The 16,246-nt window shown below is 60.5% G+C and carries 20 protein-coding genes; 11 read left to right on the forward strand and 9 right to left on the reverse strand.

What is annotated here, in order from left to right; genetic code table 11:
- Positions 1-21: 21 nt before the first annotated feature.
- Entirely contained in the window at positions 22-561 is a 540-nt protein-coding gene (locus SFY93_RS04195; RefSeq protein ID WP_158596735.1) for a MarR family winged helix-turn-helix transcriptional regulator, read from the reverse strand.
- Between the two features lie 202 nt (positions 562-763).
- Here SFY93_RS04195 and SFY93_RS04200 point away from each other — a divergent pair, with 202 nt between their 5' ends.
- Genes SFY93_RS04200 through SFY93_RS04210 form a run of 3 tightly spaced genes read left to right on the forward strand, consistent with a single transcriptional unit; the run spans position 764 to position 3,250 of the window.
- Positions 764-1,294, forward strand: a complete 531-nt coding sequence (locus tag SFY93_RS04200; protein WP_210269356.1) for a flavin reductase family protein — start codon at positions 764-766, stop codon at positions 1,292-1,294.
- 51 nt (positions 1,295-1,345) lie between these two features.
- Positions 1,346-2,845: a 4-hydroxyphenylacetate 3-hydroxylase family protein gene (locus tag SFY93_RS04205; RefSeq protein WP_320446155.1), complete on the forward strand. Its 1,500-nt coding sequence runs from the start codon at positions 1,346-1,348 to the stop codon at positions 2,843-2,845.
- 24 nt (positions 2,846-2,869) lie between these two features.
- A complete protein-coding gene (locus SFY93_RS04210; protein ID WP_320446156.1) occupies positions 2,870-3,250 on the forward strand; it encodes a cupin in 381 nt (126 codons plus the stop codon).
- Here the strand turns inward: SFY93_RS04210 and SFY93_RS04215 are convergent.
- Positions 3,232-4,068, reverse strand: a complete 837-nt coding sequence (locus tag SFY93_RS04215) for an NYN domain-containing protein (RefSeq protein WP_320446157.1) — start codon at positions 4,066-4,068, stop codon at positions 3,232-3,234. The genes SFY93_RS04210 and SFY93_RS04215 overlap by 19 nt on opposite strands.
- A 162-nt stretch (positions 4,069-4,230) precedes the next feature.
- Between SFY93_RS04215 and SFY93_RS04220 the strand changes: the two genes are divergently transcribed.
- The 7 genes from SFY93_RS04220 to ptsN all read left to right on the forward strand — a co-directional run bounded on the left by SFY93_RS04220 (position 4,231) and on the right by ptsN (position 10,783).
- Positions 4,231-4,845 carry a ribonuclease D gene (locus SFY93_RS04220; protein WP_320446158.1) on the forward strand — a complete coding sequence of 205 codons (615 nt, stop codon included), beginning with the start codon at positions 4,231-4,233 and terminating at the stop codon, positions 4,843-4,845.
- Between the two features lie 175 nt (positions 4,846-5,020).
- Positions 5,021-5,770, forward strand: coding sequence for an LPS export ABC transporter periplasmic protein LptC (gene lptC, locus SFY93_RS04225; RefSeq protein ID WP_320446159.1), 750 nt, complete (start codon positions 5,021-5,023; stop codon positions 5,768-5,770).
- The gene (locus SFY93_RS04230; RefSeq protein WP_320446160.1) at positions 5,767-6,447 is read left to right on the forward strand and encodes an LptA/OstA family protein; all 681 of its coding nucleotides are present in this window, start codon (positions 5,767-5,769) and stop codon (positions 6,445-6,447) included. Before lptC ends, SFY93_RS04230 begins: the two co-directional genes overlap by 4 nt.
- A gap of 198 nt (positions 6,448-6,645) precedes the next feature.
- On the forward strand, positions 6,646-7,665 hold the full coding sequence (gene lptB, locus SFY93_RS04235) for an LPS export ABC transporter ATP-binding protein (RefSeq protein WP_320446161.1): 1,020 nt from the start codon (positions 6,646-6,648) through the stop codon (positions 7,663-7,665).
- A gap of 90 nt (positions 7,666-7,755) precedes the next feature.
- A complete protein-coding gene (gene rpoN / locus SFY93_RS04240; RefSeq protein ID WP_320446162.1) occupies positions 7,756-9,432 on the forward strand; it encodes an RNA polymerase factor sigma-54 in 1,677 nt (558 codons plus the stop codon).
- A gap of 59 nt (positions 9,433-9,491) precedes the next feature.
- Positions 9,492-10,097, forward strand: a complete 606-nt coding sequence (hpf, locus tag SFY93_RS04245; protein ID WP_089266375.1) for a ribosome hibernation-promoting factor, HPF/YfiA family — start codon at positions 9,492-9,494, stop codon at positions 10,095-10,097.
- Positions 10,098-10,321: 224 nt separating this feature from the next.
- On the forward strand, positions 10,322-10,783 hold the full coding sequence (gene ptsN / locus SFY93_RS04250; protein WP_089266376.1) for a PTS IIA-like nitrogen regulatory protein PtsN: 462 nt from the start codon (positions 10,322-10,324) through the stop codon (positions 10,781-10,783).
- A gap of 111 nt (positions 10,784-10,894) precedes the next feature.
- On the opposite strand, the gene SFY93_RS04255 is transcribed toward ptsN, so the two are convergent.
- Together SFY93_RS04255 and SFY93_RS04260 are read right to left on the reverse strand one after the other, a co-directional pair.
- Positions 10,895-11,422, reverse strand: coding sequence for a hypothetical protein (locus SFY93_RS04255; RefSeq protein WP_139285801.1), 528 nt, complete (start codon positions 11,420-11,422; stop codon positions 10,895-10,897).
- A gap of 32 nt (positions 11,423-11,454) precedes the next feature.
- A complete protein-coding gene (locus tag SFY93_RS04260) occupies positions 11,455-12,063 on the reverse strand; it encodes a hypothetical protein (protein ID WP_320446163.1) in 609 nt (202 codons plus the stop codon).
- 30 nt (positions 12,064-12,093) lie between these two features.
- On the opposite strand from SFY93_RS04260, the gene SFY93_RS04265 reads away from it, so the two are divergent.
- Complete coding sequence (locus SFY93_RS04265; protein ID WP_320446164.1) at positions 12,094-12,270, forward strand: hypothetical protein; 177 nt, start codon at positions 12,094-12,096, stop codon at positions 12,268-12,270.
- 127 nt (positions 12,271-12,397) lie between these two features.
- Here SFY93_RS04265 and SFY93_RS04270 read toward each other — a convergent pair whose 3' ends face one another.
- The 5 genes from SFY93_RS04270 to ugpA all read right to left on the reverse strand — a co-directional run bounded on the left by SFY93_RS04270 (position 12,398) and on the right by ugpA (position 16,188).
- On the reverse strand, positions 12,398-12,664 hold the full coding sequence (locus tag SFY93_RS04270; RefSeq protein WP_089266380.1) for a BQ00720 family protein: 267 nt from the start codon (positions 12,662-12,664) through the stop codon (positions 12,398-12,400).
- Between the two features lie 106 nt (positions 12,665-12,770).
- Entirely contained in the window at positions 12,771-13,196 is a 426-nt protein-coding gene (locus SFY93_RS04275; RefSeq protein ID WP_068730313.1) for an Hsp20 family protein, read from the reverse strand.
- A 158-nt stretch (positions 13,197-13,354) separates the two neighbouring features.
- Complete coding sequence (locus SFY93_RS04280; protein WP_320446165.1) at positions 13,355-14,452, reverse strand: sn-glycerol-3-phosphate import ATP-binding protein UgpC; 1,098 nt, start codon at positions 14,450-14,452, stop codon at positions 13,355-13,357.
- Positions 14,453-14,458: 6 nt separating this feature from the next.
- Positions 14,459-15,307: a sn-glycerol-3-phosphate ABC transporter permease UgpE gene (gene ugpE, locus SFY93_RS04285; protein WP_089266386.1), complete on the reverse strand. Its 849-nt coding sequence runs from the start codon at positions 15,305-15,307 to the stop codon at positions 14,459-14,461.
- Positions 15,307-16,188, reverse strand: a complete 882-nt coding sequence (gene ugpA, locus SFY93_RS04290; protein ID WP_149529533.1) for a sn-glycerol-3-phosphate ABC transporter permease UgpA — start codon at positions 16,186-16,188, stop codon at positions 15,307-15,309. The genes ugpE and ugpA overlap by 1 nt, the downstream gene beginning before the upstream one ends.
- Positions 16,189-16,246: the final 58 nt, after the last annotated feature.

The following is a 16,246-nucleotide window of genomic DNA, read 5'->3' on the forward strand; positions in this document are numbered from 1 at the left end:
ACAAACCCGTCAAACAGCAGGTTATTTGGTCTGCCGGGCGACCGATGCCGGTGCGTTGTAGTCCAGCAGCCGGATCGCCTCGTCGGCGGCGTCCACCATCTCCGACATCAGCTTGCGCGTTCGCTCGAAATCCGCAGCCGACATGCTGCGAAACAGCATATCGTTCACCGGACGCTGAACGGGTGCCAGTTCATTGAGCAGGGCGCGCGCTTTCGGCGTGATGGTCAGAATGACGCGACGGCGATCTTCCTCATCGGTCTCTTTTTCAACAAGGCCGTTTGATACCAGCTTGTTGATCTCGATTGTAATGAACGCGCCGCTGAAGTGCAGATGCTCGGCGACCTGATTGACGCCGATCTTCTCATCCGTGCCGCTCAAATGAGCAATGGCGATCAGCACGGTGTATTGCGTGCCGGACAGGCCGATCACTGCGCCGAGTTGCCCGCGCACAGCCTGAAGCCGCGCCGAAAACGCCAATGTGTCATGGACAAATTGGCGGAAAGCCCGATCCGATCCGTCGACCATCAATTGTGGCCGCGAAATCGTCGGTTCTACCTTCATTTTACGTGATTTGCTCTTAATCGCCATCAGGTCCCCGCACACCTATGAGTCGTATAGCGGCGGCGTTACGCACAAACAAGTTGGAACCAGTGCGTTTTGATAGCAGGCCAGCCATGCTTGACAGCGCGCACTTTCGTTCGATAATATAGCTTTGTTATAAAGCTAATGCGCGTCGTTCAGGTTTCGCGATCAGGAGATGACCATGGGCGCCACTGCGGACGTGGATCCTCGCGCCTTCCGACAGGCGCTCGGACAGTTTGCCACCGGCGTCGCCGTGATCACGGCCGAAGCGGCCGATGGCCAGGCGATCGGCTTGACCATGAGTTCGTTCAACTCGGTCTCGGTGGACCCGCCGCTGATCCTGTTCTCGATCGACCGCAAGGCCTTCAGCCTCAAGGCGATGACCGAGGCCAAAGGTTATGCCGTGAACATCCTCGGCCGCGATCAGGAGCATCTGTCGAACAAGTTCGCCAGGGCGCTCGGCGACAAGTGGGCGGCGGTCGAGCATACGCTGGGCCATGAGGCGGCGCCCCTGATCGCCGGCGCGCTCGCACACTTCGAATGTGCGCCATACGCGCAATATGACGGCGGGGACCATGTGATCTTCGTCGGCCGGGTGGTGAAGTTCAGCGCCTATCCGGCCAACGAGCCGTTGGTCTTCTTCCGTGGGGCCTATCGCAGCCTTGCAAGCACCGAGCGCAGCCCGGAATGGCCGCTGCCGATGCACTACTGAAATAACGCACCTGAAAATGCTATCCATGACTGAAAGTGATCGAGGCAACCCATGATCAAGACCGGCGAACAGCATATCGCGAGCCTGCGCGATGGCCGTGAAATCTATCTCGATGGCGAGCTGGTGGATGACGTGACCACCCATCCGGCGTTCCGGGGTGCGGTGGCCTCGATTGGACGGATGTTCGATTTCCAGAGCGCGCCGGAAAATCGCGAGCTGATGACTTTCGAGACCGAGACTGGCACCCGAGCCAACCGGATCTGGGAATTGCCCGGCAGCTATGATGCGCTGGTCAATCGCCGCCGTGGCCTGGAGGCCTGGACCGAGCTGCATGCCGGCTTCATGGGCCGCGCGCCGGATCACGTCGCTTCCTGCATCGCCGGCATGTATATGGGCGTCGAGGTATTCGAGGCCTACGACAAGGATCGCGCGAAGGCGCTGGCGGATTACTATCGCTACGCCCGCGACAACGATCTTTACCTCACTTATGTGATCATCAACCCGCAGGCCGACCGCTCCAAGAGCGCGGCCGAGCAGGCCGATCCGTTCCTGTCGGCGGGCGTAGTGTCGCGCGATGCCGAGGGCCTGACGATCCGTGGCGCCAAGATGTTGGCCACCGGCGGCATCATGGCGAACGAGGTGTTCGTCACCTGTATCCAGCCGCTGCAGCCCGGCGACGAGAAATACGCGGTGTCTTTCGCGATTCCGATGAATACCAAGGGTCTGAAGGTCCTGTCGCGCAAGTCCTATGAAGCCGCGTCGCCGTCCGTGTTCGACAATCCGCTGTCGAGCCGCTTCGATGAAAATGATGCCGTGCTGTACTTCGACGACGTGAAGGTGCCGTGGGATCGCGTGTTCATCGTCGATGACATCGCGATGTGCCAGAAGCAGTTCCACGCCACCCCGGCGCATGTGTATCAGAACTATCAGGCCATGATCCGGCTCTCGGTGAAGCTGCGCTTCCTGATCGGGATCGCGCATCGGACCGCCGAGACCAACGGCATCGCCGGCTTCCCGCAGGTCAGGGAAATGCTAGGTCAGCTCGCAGCCGAAGTGTCGATGGTCGAAGCCTTCGTCGTCGCGATGGAGACCAAGGGCACGCAGCACGGCGCCTATTACGTGCCGGACCGGGCGATGCTGTATTCGGCACAGGTCCTCACCCAGCAGCTCTATTCCAAGGTCATCAACACGCTGCGCGAGCTCGCCGGCGGCGGCATGATCATGCTGCCGTCCTCGGTGAAGGATTTTGCCAATCCGGAATTGGCGCGTCTGATCGGCAAGACCCAGCAGTCCCCTGCCGCCAGCGCGACCGAGAAGGTCAAGTTTTACAAGCTGGCCTGGGATGCGGTCGGCTCCGAATTCGCCTCGCGTCACTCGCAATACGAGATGTTTTTCGCCGGCGCGACCTTCGTTACCAAGGGCCATGCATTCCGGACTTATGATTGGATGAAATCGGCGGCGTTGCTCGACAAGATGCTGTCCAGCTATGACCTTGCCGATGAAGTCTCCACCTCAACGGCGCCGGCTGCCTCGCCGCGCGCTGTCGCTTGATCTGTCCCCTCAGGAACACTGACCATGGCCATCAATAAACTTCACGATGAATTCCGTACCGTCGATATGTCTTCGGGATGGGAGACGCCCGCGGGCTATCCGGCAGGCATCCAGCAGAAGATCCTGTCGGGGGCGCTCGACGAAGTGAACAAGCGTGGCAGCCGCACCCGCCTGCTGCGCTTCGAGCCGGGAGTCTACACCACCGAGCCGTTCGTGCACGAATATTGGGAAGAAGTATTCCTGTTCACCGGCGACCTGATCGTCGGCAATGACAAGCAGGGCAATGGCGGCGAGTCCTTCGAGCCGAATACCTATGCCTGCCGTCCGCCCGGCGCCTATCACGGTCCGTTCAAGTCGGTCGGCGGCTGCGTGTTGATGGAAATCCACTATTTCGATCCGGCCTGAGCCGTTTCGCGTCTCCTCCTGATGGCGGCGCGCTTTCTTTGTGGCGCGACCGCTGCTTCTTCGGAAGGTTTCTCCTCGGCCGGCGTGGCCGTCTTCGGTTTGATCCGAAGTCGCAAACGTCCGGTTGAGCCCTCTCCGACCTCGAATGTCTCCATTTTGCGCACCAGGTCGCTCAGCTTCTTAAAGCCGTAGGTGCGGACGTCAAAGTCGGACACGGTGTTCGGAAGTTGTTCTCCGACCCGGTCCAGATTGACCCAGCCGTCTTCGTTGCTCAGTTGGGATACCACCTTTTCCAGAATGGGAACTGCGGCAGCGGGGCTTTGCAAGGCTGCCGGCTTTGACGGTTGCTCCGTGCTTGCCGTCGCGCGCTCGGATCTCAGGTTCTCCGTATAGATGAAACGTCGGCACGCCTGCCGAAAACTCTCGGGTGTTTTCCGCGTGCCGAAGCCGTAGACGTCAGCGCCCTGCTCGCGGAGCCGTGAGGCGAGACGTGTGAAGTCGCTATCGGAGGACACCAGGCAAAAGCCGTCGAACCGCCCGCTATGCAGCAGGTCCATCGCGTCGATCACCAGCGCGATGTCGGACGAGTTCTTGCCCTTCGTGTAGGCGAACTGCTGATAAGGATCTATGGCGTGTTTTTGCAGGATGTCGGCCCAGGATCTGAGCTGCGGACTTGAGAAGTCGCCGTAGATCCGGCGAACGCTGGCTTCGCCGAATTTGGAGATTTCCTCGAACAAGCCGCCAGCAATCTGCGGGGACGTGTTGTCGGCATCGATCAGGACCGCGAAACGGGGCAAACGCTGCTGTGCGACGTTCATCTGCAACCTCTGCCCGCTGGATGAATGGCTCTCTCAGTCTGTCAGTTTTTTGCTGCAGACGAAACATACCTGAGGGAGCGTATCTCTCGTCAGCCCGGCCATTGCGCGGTAAAGTCACCCAAATCCCGCGAATCACGGGCGCTGAAAGAGGCAATTGAGACCATGACCATCCGCCTGCATCGCGGCGATTTGCCGGATCTGAACCGCTACACCGATTCGGTTGCGATCGACACCGAGACCATGGGTCTCAATCCGCATCGCGACCGGCTATGCGTGGTGCAGCTCTCGCCCGGCGATGGAAGTGCCGATGTCGTGCAGATACCGATGGGCCACACGGACGCGCCGAACCTGAAGAAGCTGCTCGGCGATCCCAAGGTGACCAAGATCTTTCACTTTGCGCGGTTCGATCTCGCCGCTCTCTACAATGCGCTCGGCGTCATGCCCGAGCCGGTCTATTGCACCAAGATCGCCTCCCGCCTGTGCCGCACCTATACCGACAGGCATGGTCTCAAGGACCTGGTCCGCGAAGTCCTCGGCGTCGATCTGTCGAAGCAGCAGCAGTCGAGCGACTGGGGCAGTCAGACTCTCAGCGAGGCCCAGCTATCCTACGCGGCATCGGACGTGCTGCATCTGCATGGGCTGCGCGAACGGCTGAACGTCATGCTGGCGCGGGAGGGCCGCACCGAGTTGGCGCAGGCCTGTTTCGACTTCCTCCCGACCCGGGCCAAACTCGACCTGTCGGGTTGGGAAAACGAGGACATTTTCGCTCATTCGTGACCGGCCTGCGGCGAAGTGACTTTCTGAAACAGTTCAGGGTCCCTCCCGCCGCGTTTCGGTCATACTCCTCGTTCTGGTGGGCGGGGCTGCAAACCGGTGCATTTCAGCGTAGACTGGCGCCGGTTTGGCAGGCCTTTCGGTGTGGCCCTTTTTGGCATGGCCCGTTGGAGCGACGGTGAGTTCAGTTCAGATTCCCAGCTATCAGGCGGGCATGGATGCGCGGTTCAGGGCCGCGGCACGCCATAGCCGTCTGGTGCGCCTGCTGCGGATTGCTGTCCCTGCCGTCGTGATCCTGTCGATGGCGGCAATTGTCGGCGTGTCGATCTTCAATCCGTTCCGGATTCTCGCCAAATTGCCGCTCGACATGGGCAATCTGGTCGTTTCGGGGACCAAGATCACCATGGAGACGCCGCATCTGGCCGGTTTCTCGCCGGACGGGCGGCCATATGAGTTATGGGCCAAGGCCGCGACGCAGGATCTGACGGATCCCGACAATGTCGAACTGACAACCTTGCGCGCCAAGGTGATGATGGAAGACAAGTCGACGATGACGATGGATGCCCGCACCGGGAAGTTCAATTCGAAATCGCAGATGCTCTATCTGTATCAGGACATTTTCCTGCAGACGACGACCGGCTACGAGGCCAAGCTGACACAGGCGAACATTGATATTGCCAATGGCACGGTCACGTCGGACGAGCCGGTCGATGTCAAACTTCTCAACGGCACTCTGCTCGGGCAACGGATGCGCATCACGGAACACGGTGAGCTGGTTCGGTTCGAGGGCGGTGTTTCGATGAACCTGAAAATGGACCCGCCTTCGCCGGATGCTTCGGCTCAGCCTGAGACCGCGGCAGAGCCCGAAGTCGCGCCGGAGCCCGTGAAACCGCGGGCCGCCAACGGCAAGCGCGCCAACGCGAAATGAATGTGATGATTTTTCCCGTCAGTAATGTCCGATTCCGCGGGGTGACCGGGGCTGCGATCGCCGTGCTCCTGCTGGCTTTGACAGCCGATGCACATGCGCAGAGCGCGGTGCAGGGCGTGCCGAATGCCATGCAGGGCTTCTCGCAGAATCGCGATCAGCCTATCCAGATCGAGGCCGCATCGCTGGAAATGCGCGACAAGAAAAAGGAAGCGACCTTCGCTGGCGATGTGAAGGTCGTGCAGGGCGACACCACGATGAAGTCGAAGACTCTCGTGGTCTTCTATGACGGCGGTGGCTCCGCGAGCGAGCCGGCGGCCAAGGCTGCGCCCAAGGCACCGATCAAGGCTGCGCAGCCGGGCCCGGGTGGCTCGTCGGCGATCAAGCGGCTTGAAGCGCGCGGCGGCGTCATCGTCACCCAAAAAGACCAGGTCGTCACCGGCGAGACGGCGGTGTTCGACACCCGGACCAATCTCGTCACGATGCAGGGCAATGTTGTGCTCACCCAGGGCAAGAATGTGCTGCGCGGCGATCGTCTGACCGTGGATATGACCACGGGTACTTCACGCGTTGAATCCAACAGTGGCAGGGTCCAGGGCATGTTCGAGTCGTCCGGCCAGAAGGGCGGAGGCGGCCCGACCTCCATCATACCGGGGTCTGGAGGCGGAAAACCCAAGTAACTCGAAGGGGTTGCCGATACAAACGACCTGGATCCGGTTGAATCCGGCCGCCTAACCCGTTATCGCCATTGTTTTAATCGACATGGAAGGCTTGGCGTTCGGCTGGGCAAGGGACATCTAGTCCGCCATGCTGTTCCCAGTGAACCGAATATGCCGCGATCTGGCGCGGATGACGTCTAGAGGCTGATCGAAGCGCGAATGGTTGATTTCCTCGGCATGTTCCGTCGGCGCGCTCCGAAACGCGGTCCGCAAGGTTTTGCGCGCTCGCCGGTCGACATCACGGCGCTCGGCGATAGCATGGGCGACATGCTGGGTAATCCGGGCCGCCGCGAGGCCCCGCCGCTGGGGCGTACCGCCCCGGCCGATACGCCCCAGGTTCCGCAGGCCCGGGCGGAGGCGACGCGTGCCCCGCAGCCTGCGCCAGCCCGCCGTCCGGACAAGGCGCCGCCGCGGCCCCGGACCAACGGCGCTGCCGCGCCAAAAGCGACCCCGCGAGCAGGCTATCTGGCCGTCCATAACGTCAAAAAGAGCTTCGGTTCACGCCAGGTCACCCGCGGCGTCAGCATCTATGTTCGCCGCGGCGAGGCCGTCGGTCTGCTCGGACCGAACGGCGCCGGCAAGACCACGGTGTTCTATATGATCACCGGCCTGATCAAGCCCGACAGCGGCGCCATTGAGCTTGACGGCCACGACGTTACCCAGCTGCCGATGTATCAGCGTGCGCGCCTCGGCATCGGCTATCTGCCGCAGGAAGCCTCGATTTTCCGCGGCCTCACGGTCGAGCAGAACATCCGTGCGGTGCTGGAAGTCGTCGAGCCCAGCCGCAAGAAGCGCGAGCGCGAGCTCGATGGGTTGCTCGAAGAGTTCAACATTCAGAGACTGCGCAAGTCGCCCTCGATCGCGCTGTCCGGCGGTGAGCGCCGCCGTGTTGAAATTGCGCGCGCGCTGGCGACGCGGCCGAATTACATGCTGCTCGACGAGCCCTTTGCCGGTATCGACCCGATTGCGGTGGGTGACATTCAGGACCTGGTCCGTCACCTGACCAATCGCGGCATCGGCGTGCTGATTACCGACCACAACGTGCGCGAAACGCTGGGGCTGACAGACCGCGCCTACATCGTCTATGCTGGTGAAATCCTGACGGAAGGATCTCCGGAGGAGATCGTGGCTGACCCGGACGTGCGTCGCCTTTACCTTGGCGAGGAATTCCGCCTGTAGACCAAATTTACAATTCGTCAAGCCGTGTACATCAGGCCGGGAAAGAGATAAGCAAGAAACGGACCAACTTTTGGATCGGTTTTTGCCTCCATGGCGCTGACGCAGAGACTAGAGTTCCGGCAATCCCAGTCGCTGGTGATGACGCCGCAGCTGATGCAGGCCATCAAGCTGCTGCAGCTGTCGAATCTCGATCTCGCAACCTTTGTCGAAGATGAACTGGAGCGCAATCCGCTGCTGGAACGCGCCAGCGACGGTCCTGAGCCGCCGGTGGCCGGCGAGGCCAGCCCCGAGCGCAGCGAGTTTTCGAGCCAGGACGAGGCTGGCTATGCCTCTGGCCACGACGATGGCGGCGACCATTCCGATTTTTCCGATCGTTCAAGCGGCGACAGCTTCGATGCGCCGGCGCCCGACGAGTGGATGAACCGCGAACTCGGCACCCGCGCCGAGATCGAGCAGACCCTGGACACCGGGTTGGACAACGTTTTCTCCGAAGAGCCGGCCGAAGCCGCCGCACGCAACGCACAAGATGCTGCTCCGACCGCCTATACCGAATGGGGCGGCGGCGCTTCCAACGACGATAGTTACAATCTTGAGGCCTTCGTTGCCGCGGAAGTGACGCTCGGCAGCCATCTCGCCGAACAGCTTTCGGTGGCGTTCTCGTCGCCCGCGCAGCGCATGATCGGTCAGTATCTGATCGATCTCGTCGATGAGGCCGGCTACCTCCCGCAAGATCTCGGCGACGTGCATGAGCGGCTGGGCGCCTCTGTTGACGATGTCCAAAGCGTTCTCGGTGCGTTGCAGAAATTCGATCCACCGGGGGTCTGCGCGCGCAGTCTCAGCGAATGTCTCGCAATCCAGTTGCGTGAACAGAACCGTTACGACCCCGCGATGCAGGCATTGGTCGAGCATCTCGATCTTCTGGCCAAGCGCGACATCGGCAATCTCAGAAAAATCTGCGGCGTCGACGACGAAGATCTGACCGACATGATCGGTGAGATTCGCAGGCTCGATCCGAAGCCCGGTCTGAAGTTTGGCTCGGCGCGAACACAGACCGTAGTGCCTGATGTCTATGTGCGGCCGGGTCCTGATGGCGGCTGGCATGTTGAGTTGAACAGCGACACGCTGCCGCGCGTTCTCGTGAACCAGGTTTATTATTCCGAGCTGTCCAAAACGATCCGCAAGGATGGCGACAAATCGTACTTCACCGATTGTCTACAGAACGCGACCTGGCTGGTGCGTGCGCTCGATCAGCGCGCGCGTACTATCCTGAAGGTTGCGACAGAGATCGTCCGGCAACAGGATGGCTTCTTCACGCAGGGTGTTGCGCATCTGCGGCCGCTGAATCTCAAGGCGGTTGCTGATGCAATTCAAATGCATGAATCGACGGTGTCGCGCGTTACCGCCAATAAATACATGGCGACAAATCGCGGCAGCTTTGAATTGAAATACTTCTTTACGGCGTCGATCGCGTCGGCTGATGGTGGCGAAGCGCATTCGGCTGAAGCGGTACGACATCACATCAAGCAATTGATTGATGGAGAAAGTCCTTCTCTTATTCTTTCGGACGACACGATCGTGGAACGCTTGCGCGAAGCCGGAATTGATATCGCGCGCCGTACCGTTGCCAAATACCGTGAAGCCATGCGTATCCCGTCTTCAGTTCAGCGCCGACGCGACAAGCAGAGTATGCTCGGCAATGCACTCACGGCACCCGCCACTCCGTCCGATAGGGCACCCGACCGATCCCGCGACACTGCACCAGCTTGATTGCACTCCCGTGGAAACGGGATACTGTCGGTTCAAGGCAGAAGAATCGAGGCATTAGCATGACCCTTCGTATCTCGGGAAAAAGCATCAATGTCGGAGACGCTTTGCGAGGCCGCGTGAGCGAGCGGACCGATGAGGTCCTTCGCAAATATTTCGATGGCAACTATTCCGGTCACATCACGCTCAGCAAAGACGGCTTCGGCTTTCGCACCGATTGTGCGTTGCATCTCGATTCCGGAATTACGCTCGAAGCGGACTCCAATGCAGCGGATGCTTACGCTAGCGCCGATCAGGCGCTGCTTCAGATCGAGAAACGTTTGCGTCGCTACAAGAGCCGGCTGAAGGATCGTTCCGCGCGCAAGACGCATGCTGAAAATCAGGCGATGGCCGAACTCACGGCCCCGACTTTGGACGCGCCGAGCTACATTCTTGAAGCGCCCGATCATGAGGGCGATGCCGACAGTGGCTACGATCCGGTCATCATTGCCGAATCGACCAGGTCGCTGAAGCGGTTCTCGGTGAGCGAAGCTGTCATGGAACTTGATTTCACCGGCGCGGCCGTCGTGCTATTCCTGCATGGCAGTACCGGTCGGGTGAATATCGTGTACCGCCGAGGCGACGGTAACGTGGGTTGGGTCGATCCACCGGTGGTTAAACCGTCCTGACGGCATTGACGCCCAAACGGCCCCTCCCTATGGTCCGCCGCCTTTGACAGGGTTATACCGGTCAATGGATTTCGCATGGGGGGTTCCGGTGCTAGAGTACGTCCGGGCGTTCGCGCCCGGCGCGTTTTCCATCACAGGGAACGATGTCCCTTTCCAGTCTTTCTTGACGCTGCCGGTTTTGGTTCTAACTACCCGCTGACGGTCAAACATCCTCGGAACGGTCAATGACGATTACCGATCTGGTCGCGCCCGAGGCGATAATCCCGGCGTTGAAGGTCAACAGCAAGAAGCAGGCGCTGCAGGAGCTCGCTGCGCGCGCTTCCGCGCTCACCGGTCAGAACGACCGCGCCATTTTCGAGGTGCTGTTGCAGCGTGAGAAGCTCGGTACGACGGCCGTGGGCTATGGCGTTGCCATTCCGCATGGCAAGTTGCCGAAGCTCGACAAGCTGTTCGGCCTGTTTGCGCGTCTCGATCGTCCGATCGATTTCGAGGCCATGGACGGCCAGCCGGTCGATCTGGTGTTTCTGCTGCTGGCGCCGGAGGGTGCGGGCGCCGATCATCTGAAGGCGCTGGCACGGATCGCACGTCTGCTGCGCGATCAGGACGTCGCCAAAAAGCTGCGTGCCTCCCGTGACGCTCAGGCGATCTATTCGGTGCTCGCTTTGCCGCCAGCGACAGCCGCCTAACCATCTCACCCCGCAGCTTACGCTGGAAGCACCCGGTTGGACCGGGCGTTTCTCTGTTCCGAACCAGATCCCTGCTTGCGCGGAGATGGAAGGCTGGTTGGCCTCGCCAGCTTACGCCGCGAATTCCTTGGCCGAGATTGGAGCGAGCGACTCGTTGCGCACCGCCTGCCGCGCGGTGATCGATGCGAGCTCGTTCATGGCCGCAGAGGCAGCTTCGGCTTGCGTTTCGGCACGGATCGATTCTGCTTCTTCCGCTGCAGCGACTGCGCGCGACGATGCTGCCATCCGCAGTGCGGTCTGGATCTCGTTGGAATCCGCGCCGCTCTTGAGCAGCAGCAACGTCAGCAGCGCCTTGACGTCGGAATTCATCGCGTCTGCGCTCTGCTTCATGCGTCGCACGGCCGCTGACGTTTCAGGAACGTTGACGGCGGTTGCGGGACGAAGCTTGGCGACGTTGCTGCCTGAAGCTTCTATGCCCTGCATGCGCATCGGATTGGCATATTCTTCCGCCATCATTACCCGCGATGCGGCAGCAAGCTGCAGAGCATTGTGAATCTCCGGCGAACTGGTGCCGGTCTTCAGCAACAGCAAAGTGAGGAGAGCTTTGACGTCCGAGTTCATCGCGGCAGTGTTTTGCATTGTGTTCCTCGCTTGTGAGAAGAGTGACTGAGCTAGTTGAAACGTCGTCCGAACAGCTTTTCGAAGAAGGTTGGTTGTGGCGGCTCGGGGTGAGTGATTTCGGCGACGAGTTTGGGTGGCTTGGGGCGCCGGACGTCACGCTTCACCCGCAGCTTTGACAGCAGCATGGTCGGCCCAGGCATGGCCGCGGGCTCAGCGAAGGTCGTGAGCGTGCCGTCCTCGAGGCTACCGCGGATCAGGATCGGTGAGAGAAATATGGGATCTGCGAGTGCGGCAGCCGCCGCAAGGCGCGCGTTATTTAGAGTGCCGAGGCTCTGAACGGCCTCGATACTCCATTGCCCGAGCGGCAAGCGGTCTGACTTGGTCACGAAAGGAGGGTTGCTATCGGGGGCGATGATGGGAGGGACGGTGCCGTCGGCGCGCATCAAGAATACGGTGGCAGCTGCGCAGCCCGGTGCAAAGACGAGGATCGCGAAACAGGCTGCGATCACTGGCCGACTATCAAAACCCCAGGAGCCGGTCCGGGGAACTGTCTCTGATTTCGGAGCGGTGATCGTTGCACCGAAGCTCCGTAGCAAGTCTTCGACTTGAACTATCTGGGCTTGTGTCGATCCATTCATGGCGACCTCGAATCTCAACATGACCAGATTTTCTCAAATCATGGTGAATGCGTGGTCACCATTTTCGTCTGTGAAACGGCAGCAAAGATCAGGCGCAATGATGCCATCGCGTCGGATATCCAGATTGCTATTGATAGGGGGATCAGTTTTTCAGATGGCGCAGCGGATGAGGTCGCGTGCGGATCGATTGCGTCCGATGATGTGCTCACGATATTGACGACGGGTTAAATAGATACCGCGTCATGCAAGCCGAGCGCCTGCGCGTGATGATCGTCGTTTGGACGCTGGGATACTCGATATTGGGATACGCGGCTGTCACCGCGTATCCTGACGTCTGCATGCTGGCCAGTTCGCGTTAGTGAACGCTGACGGTCTGCAATTCCTGGCTCCATGCATTCGCGATCGCCGCTTCACGGCTGTCGGTGAGCATGATCGGCGTGCCGTCGGCGGCGTGCAGCGCGAACAGCTGCAATCCGGGCGCAATCTCCGGCGCCTGCGGGAACAGTCCCGGCACATCTTCCGAGCGAACCGGCTTCACATAGGCGATCATACCTTCGCCCAGATGCGCCAATGCTTCGGTGGTGACGGCGGCATTTTCATTGATCGTAACAACTTCAGTCATCGTCTCGACTCCTTCTATGAGATCAAGCGGTCGAGTCCGCTACTCGTTCCATACTCAGGATGCATGACCTGATCGAAAACCGGAAACCAGTTTGTCGCATCATGCATTATTCGTGTTCATTGATAGCGATTGTCTTAATGACCCTTTCAGGCTCAGGCCTGGCCAGATCAATCGACAACAGCCCGTTCTTCAGATCCGCACCCAGCACCAGCATCCCCTCTGCCAGCACGAAGGTGCGCTGGAAGTGGCGCGCGGCGATGCCGCGATGGATGTATTGCCGGGTCTTGTCGTCCTGCTGGCGGCCCCGGATCACGAGCTGGTTTTCCTCGGTGGTCACATCGAGCTGATCGCGGGTGAAACCTGCGACCGCCAACGTGATCCGCAGGCGTTCGGGTTGACCGTTGTTACGGTCGCACCGCTCGATGTTATAAGGAGGATAACCGTCGGCGCCTTTGACGACGCGATCGAGCGCACGCTCAATCTCGTCGAATCCCAAAAGGAACGGACTAGATAACGAAGGAACACGAGACATACCTACAAAGCCCTCTCGAAGCGACTTTGAGGGGCCCTTACGGCACCCCTGGCCAATCGGCACTCTGCCAACCGGTCAATCAACAATATGGGCATGCCAAAGCCCGGTTCAAGCACCTCTAAATTGCCGGGAAACCGTTACTAAGGCCTTGAAACCGATCAGATATCGATCCGGTTGCGGCCGTTCGCGCTGAACAGGTGCAGTTTGTCGCGGGGAGCCGTGGCGCGGATCGAAGCACCGATGGCCGGGGCATCCTGGCCGGGAATACGCACGATGACCTCGCCCTCGGGCAGCTCGCCCGGAGTGGCGCTGATGGCCTTCTCTGCCCGCGCACGGGTGCCATAGACGAAGGTTTCCGCGCCGACCCGTTCGATGGCCTCGACTGTCAGGTTCAGCGTGATGCCGCCGTCAGTTGCGGCCTCACCGGAAATCGCAAGGTCTTCCGGCCGGACGCCCAGGATACCGGCCTCGGCGACGCTGCGGCTGTCGCCGGCGAACTGCGCACGGATCTCATCGCCGCCCAGCTTGATCAGGTTCATCGGTGGCGCGCCGATGAAGGAGGCGACGAAAGTGGTCGCCGGCTTGCGGTAGACATCGAGCGGACTGCCCATCTGCTCGACCTGGCCACCATTCATCACCACCAGAATATCCGCCAGCGTCATCGCCTCCAACTGATCGTGGGTGACGTAGATCGACGTCGTCTTGAGGCGACGTTGCAGCTTGCGGATTTCGACCCGCATGGCAACGCGCAGCTTGGCATCGAGATTGGACAGTGGCTCGTCGAACAGGAACACTTTCGGTTGCCGCACGATGGCGCGCCCCATGGCAACGCGCTGGCGCTGGCCGCCGGACAATTGTCTGGGCTTGCGATCGAGCATGCCGGCGAGTTCGAGTGTCTGAGCGGCTTCGCGTACGCGCGTATCGATCTCCGGCTTCGGCATGCCCCTGTTGCGCAGGCCGTAAGCCATGTTGTTATAGACGCTCATATGCGGATAGAGCGCGTAGTTCTGGAACACCATGGCGATGTCGCGATCGGCCGGCTCGATCTCGTTGACGACACGGCCGCCAATATCGACCTCGCCGGAGGTGACGGTCTCAAGGCCGGCAACCATGCGCAGCAAGGTCGACTTGCCGCAGCCGCTTGGCCCGACGAGCACACAGAACTGGCCGTCGCCGATTTCGAACTCGATGCCCTTGATGGCCTCGAAGCCGCCGGGATAGGTCTTGCGGACGTTGCGCAGCGAAACATTGGCCATCTGAACTTACTTCTCCGTCTCGACCAGGCCGCGCACGAACAGCCGCTGCATGAACACCACCACGGCGACAGGAGGCACCATCGCAAGAATCGCCGTCGCCATCGCGAGCTGCCATTCAGCGAGTTCATCCGTCGTCGTCAGCATTTTCTTGATGCCGGTGACGATGGTCTGCATGGATTCCTGCGTCGTGATCAGCAGCGGCCACAGATACTGGTTCCAGCCATAGATGAACTGGATCACGAACAGCGCCGCCATCGTCGTCACCGACAGCGGCAGCAGCGTATCCTTGAAAAAGCGAAAGGGACCGGCGCCGTCGATACGCGAGGCTTCAAGCAATTCATCGGGGATGGTCATGAAGAACTGGCGAAACAGCAGCGTGCCGGTGGCCGATGCGATCAGCGGTAGGATCAGCCCGGCATAGGTGTCGAGCATCTTCAGATCGGCGATCACCTTGTAGGTCGGATAGATACGGACCTCGACCGGCAGCATCAGCGTCACGAAGATGATCCAGAACGCCGTCTGGCGGAACGGAAAACGGAAATACACCACGGCATAGGCGGAGAGGATCGAGATCACGATCTTGCCGAGCGCGATGCCCATTGCCATGACGAACGAATTCATCAGCATATGGCCGACCGGCTCGCGGCTGGCGCGCGATCCGCCGACGAAGATGGCCCGGTAATAGTTCTCCAGCGTATGACTGCCCGGCAGCATTGGCATGTTGCCGTTGACCACCGTTGCTGCGTCATGGGTCGAGGCGATCAGCGCGACATAGACCGGGAATACGACGATGAACACGCCGAAAGTCAGGATCGCGTAAGCGAGGATGTCGTTCCAGCGGCGGTGCTCGACCATCAGTATTGCACCTTGCGCTCGACGTAGCGAAACTGGATGGCCGTGAGCGCGATCACGATAACCATCAGGATCACCGACTGCGCAGCTGACCCGCCGAGGTCGCCGCCGAGCCTGCCGTCGGCATAGACCTTGTAGACCATGGTGGTCGTCGCCCCGGCCGGCCCACCACCCGTGACGGCGTCGATGATGCCGAAAGTGTCGAAGAACACATAGACGACGTTGACGACCAGCAGGAAGAACGTGGTCGGCGACAGCAGCGGGAACGTAATCGTCCAGAATCGCCGATATGGCCCGGCGCCATCAATCGCCCCGGCCTCGAGCACGCTGCGCGGGATCGCCTGCAGGCCGGCCAGGAAGAACAGGAAATTATAGGCGATCTGCTTCCACACCGCGGCCATGACGACGAGCGCCATGGCGTGGTTGCCGTTCAACATTGGGTTCCAGTTGAAGCCCATCAGGCGCAGCGGCCGTGCCATGGTGCCGAGGGAGGGATGGAAGATGAACAGCCACAGCACGCCGGCGACGGCCGGCGCCACTGCATAGGGCCAGATCATCATGACCTTGAAAGTCGGTGCGGCTTTCAGATTCTTGTCGGCCTGGGTGGCGAACAACAATGCGATCGACAGCGAGAGCGCCGCGACCAGCGACGAGAACACCACGGTCGTCGCCATTGCCTTGTAGTATTCCGGTTGGGCAAGCAGCGCCTGATAGTTCTCCAGCCCGATGAATTCCGAGTTCAGGCCGAACGCGTCCTCGCGCAAAAACGATTGCCAGACAGCCTGGCTGGCCGGCCAGTAGAAAAACACCAGGGTGATGACCAGCTGCGGCACGAGCAACAAATATGGCAGCAGCTTACCCTTGAAGACCGCGGACTTTTCCATGCAGTTCGTCGTGCCCCAGAAAGCAGCCTCATTCTGCTCATGTCATCGCCCGTCCAAG

It is taken from the genome of Tardiphaga sp. 42S5 (genome assembly GCF_034044155.1).
Classification (GTDB): domain Bacteria; phylum Pseudomonadota; class Alphaproteobacteria; order Rhizobiales; family Xanthobacteraceae; genus Tardiphaga; species Tardiphaga robiniae.

Excerpts from the sequence above, each read along its gene's own strand:
- SFY93_RS04195 (WP_158596735.1), bottom strand. The coding sequence starts at position 561 with ATGAAGGTAGAACCGACGATTTCGCGGCCACAATTGATGGTCGACGGA.
- SFY93_RS04200 (WP_210269356.1), top strand. The coding sequence starts at position 764 with ATGGGCGCCACTGCGGACGTGGATCCTCGCGCCTTCCGACAGGCGCTC.
- SFY93_RS04205 (WP_320446155.1), top strand. The coding sequence starts at position 1,346 with ATGATCAAGACCGGCGAACAGCATATCGCGAGCCTGCGCGATGGCCGT.
- SFY93_RS04210 (WP_320446156.1), top strand. The coding sequence starts at position 2,870 with ATGGCCATCAATAAACTTCACGATGAATTCCGTACCGTCGATATGTCT.
- SFY93_RS04215 (WP_320446157.1), bottom strand. The coding sequence starts at position 4,068 with ATGAACGTCGCACAGCAGCGTTTGCCCCGTTTCGCGGTCCTGATCGAT.
- SFY93_RS04220 (WP_320446158.1), top strand. The coding sequence starts at position 4,231 with ATGACCATCCGCCTGCATCGCGGCGATTTGCCGGATCTGAACCGCTAC.
- SFY93_RS04230 (WP_320446160.1), top strand. The coding sequence starts at position 5,767 with ATGAATGTGATGATTTTTCCCGTCAGTAATGTCCGATTCCGCGGGGTG.
- lptB (WP_320446161.1), top strand. The coding sequence starts at position 6,646 with ATGGTTGATTTCCTCGGCATGTTCCGTCGGCGCGCTCCGAAACGCGGT.
- rpoN (WP_320446162.1), top strand. The coding sequence starts at position 7,756 with ATGGCGCTGACGCAGAGACTAGAGTTCCGGCAATCCCAGTCGCTGGTG.
- hpf (WP_089266375.1), top strand. The coding sequence starts at position 9,492 with ATGACCCTTCGTATCTCGGGAAAAAGCATCAATGTCGGAGACGCTTTG.
- ptsN (WP_089266376.1), top strand. The coding sequence starts at position 10,322 with ATGACGATTACCGATCTGGTCGCGCCCGAGGCGATAATCCCGGCGTTG.
- SFY93_RS04255 (WP_139285801.1), bottom strand. The coding sequence starts at position 11,422 with ATGCAAAACACTGCCGCGATGAACTCGGACGTCAAAGCTCTCCTCACT.
- SFY93_RS04260 (WP_320446163.1), bottom strand. The coding sequence starts at position 12,063 with ATGTTGAGATTCGAGGTCGCCATGAATGGATCGACACAAGCCCAGATA.
- SFY93_RS04270 (WP_089266380.1), bottom strand. The coding sequence starts at position 12,664 with ATGACTGAAGTTGTTACGATCAATGAAAATGCCGCCGTCACCACCGAA.
- SFY93_RS04275 (WP_068730313.1), bottom strand. The coding sequence starts at position 13,196 with ATGTCTCGTGTTCCTTCGTTATCTAGTCCGTTCCTTTTGGGATTCGAC.
- SFY93_RS04280 (WP_320446165.1), bottom strand. The coding sequence starts at position 14,452 with ATGGCCAATGTTTCGCTGCGCAACGTCCGCAAGACCTATCCCGGCGGC.
- ugpE (WP_089266386.1), bottom strand. The coding sequence starts at position 15,307 with ATGGTCGAGCACCGCCGCTGGAACGACATCCTCGCTTACGCGATCCTG.
- ugpA (WP_149529533.1), bottom strand. The coding sequence starts at position 16,188 with ATGGAAAAGTCCGCGGTCTTCAAGGGTAAGCTGCTGCCATATTTGTTG.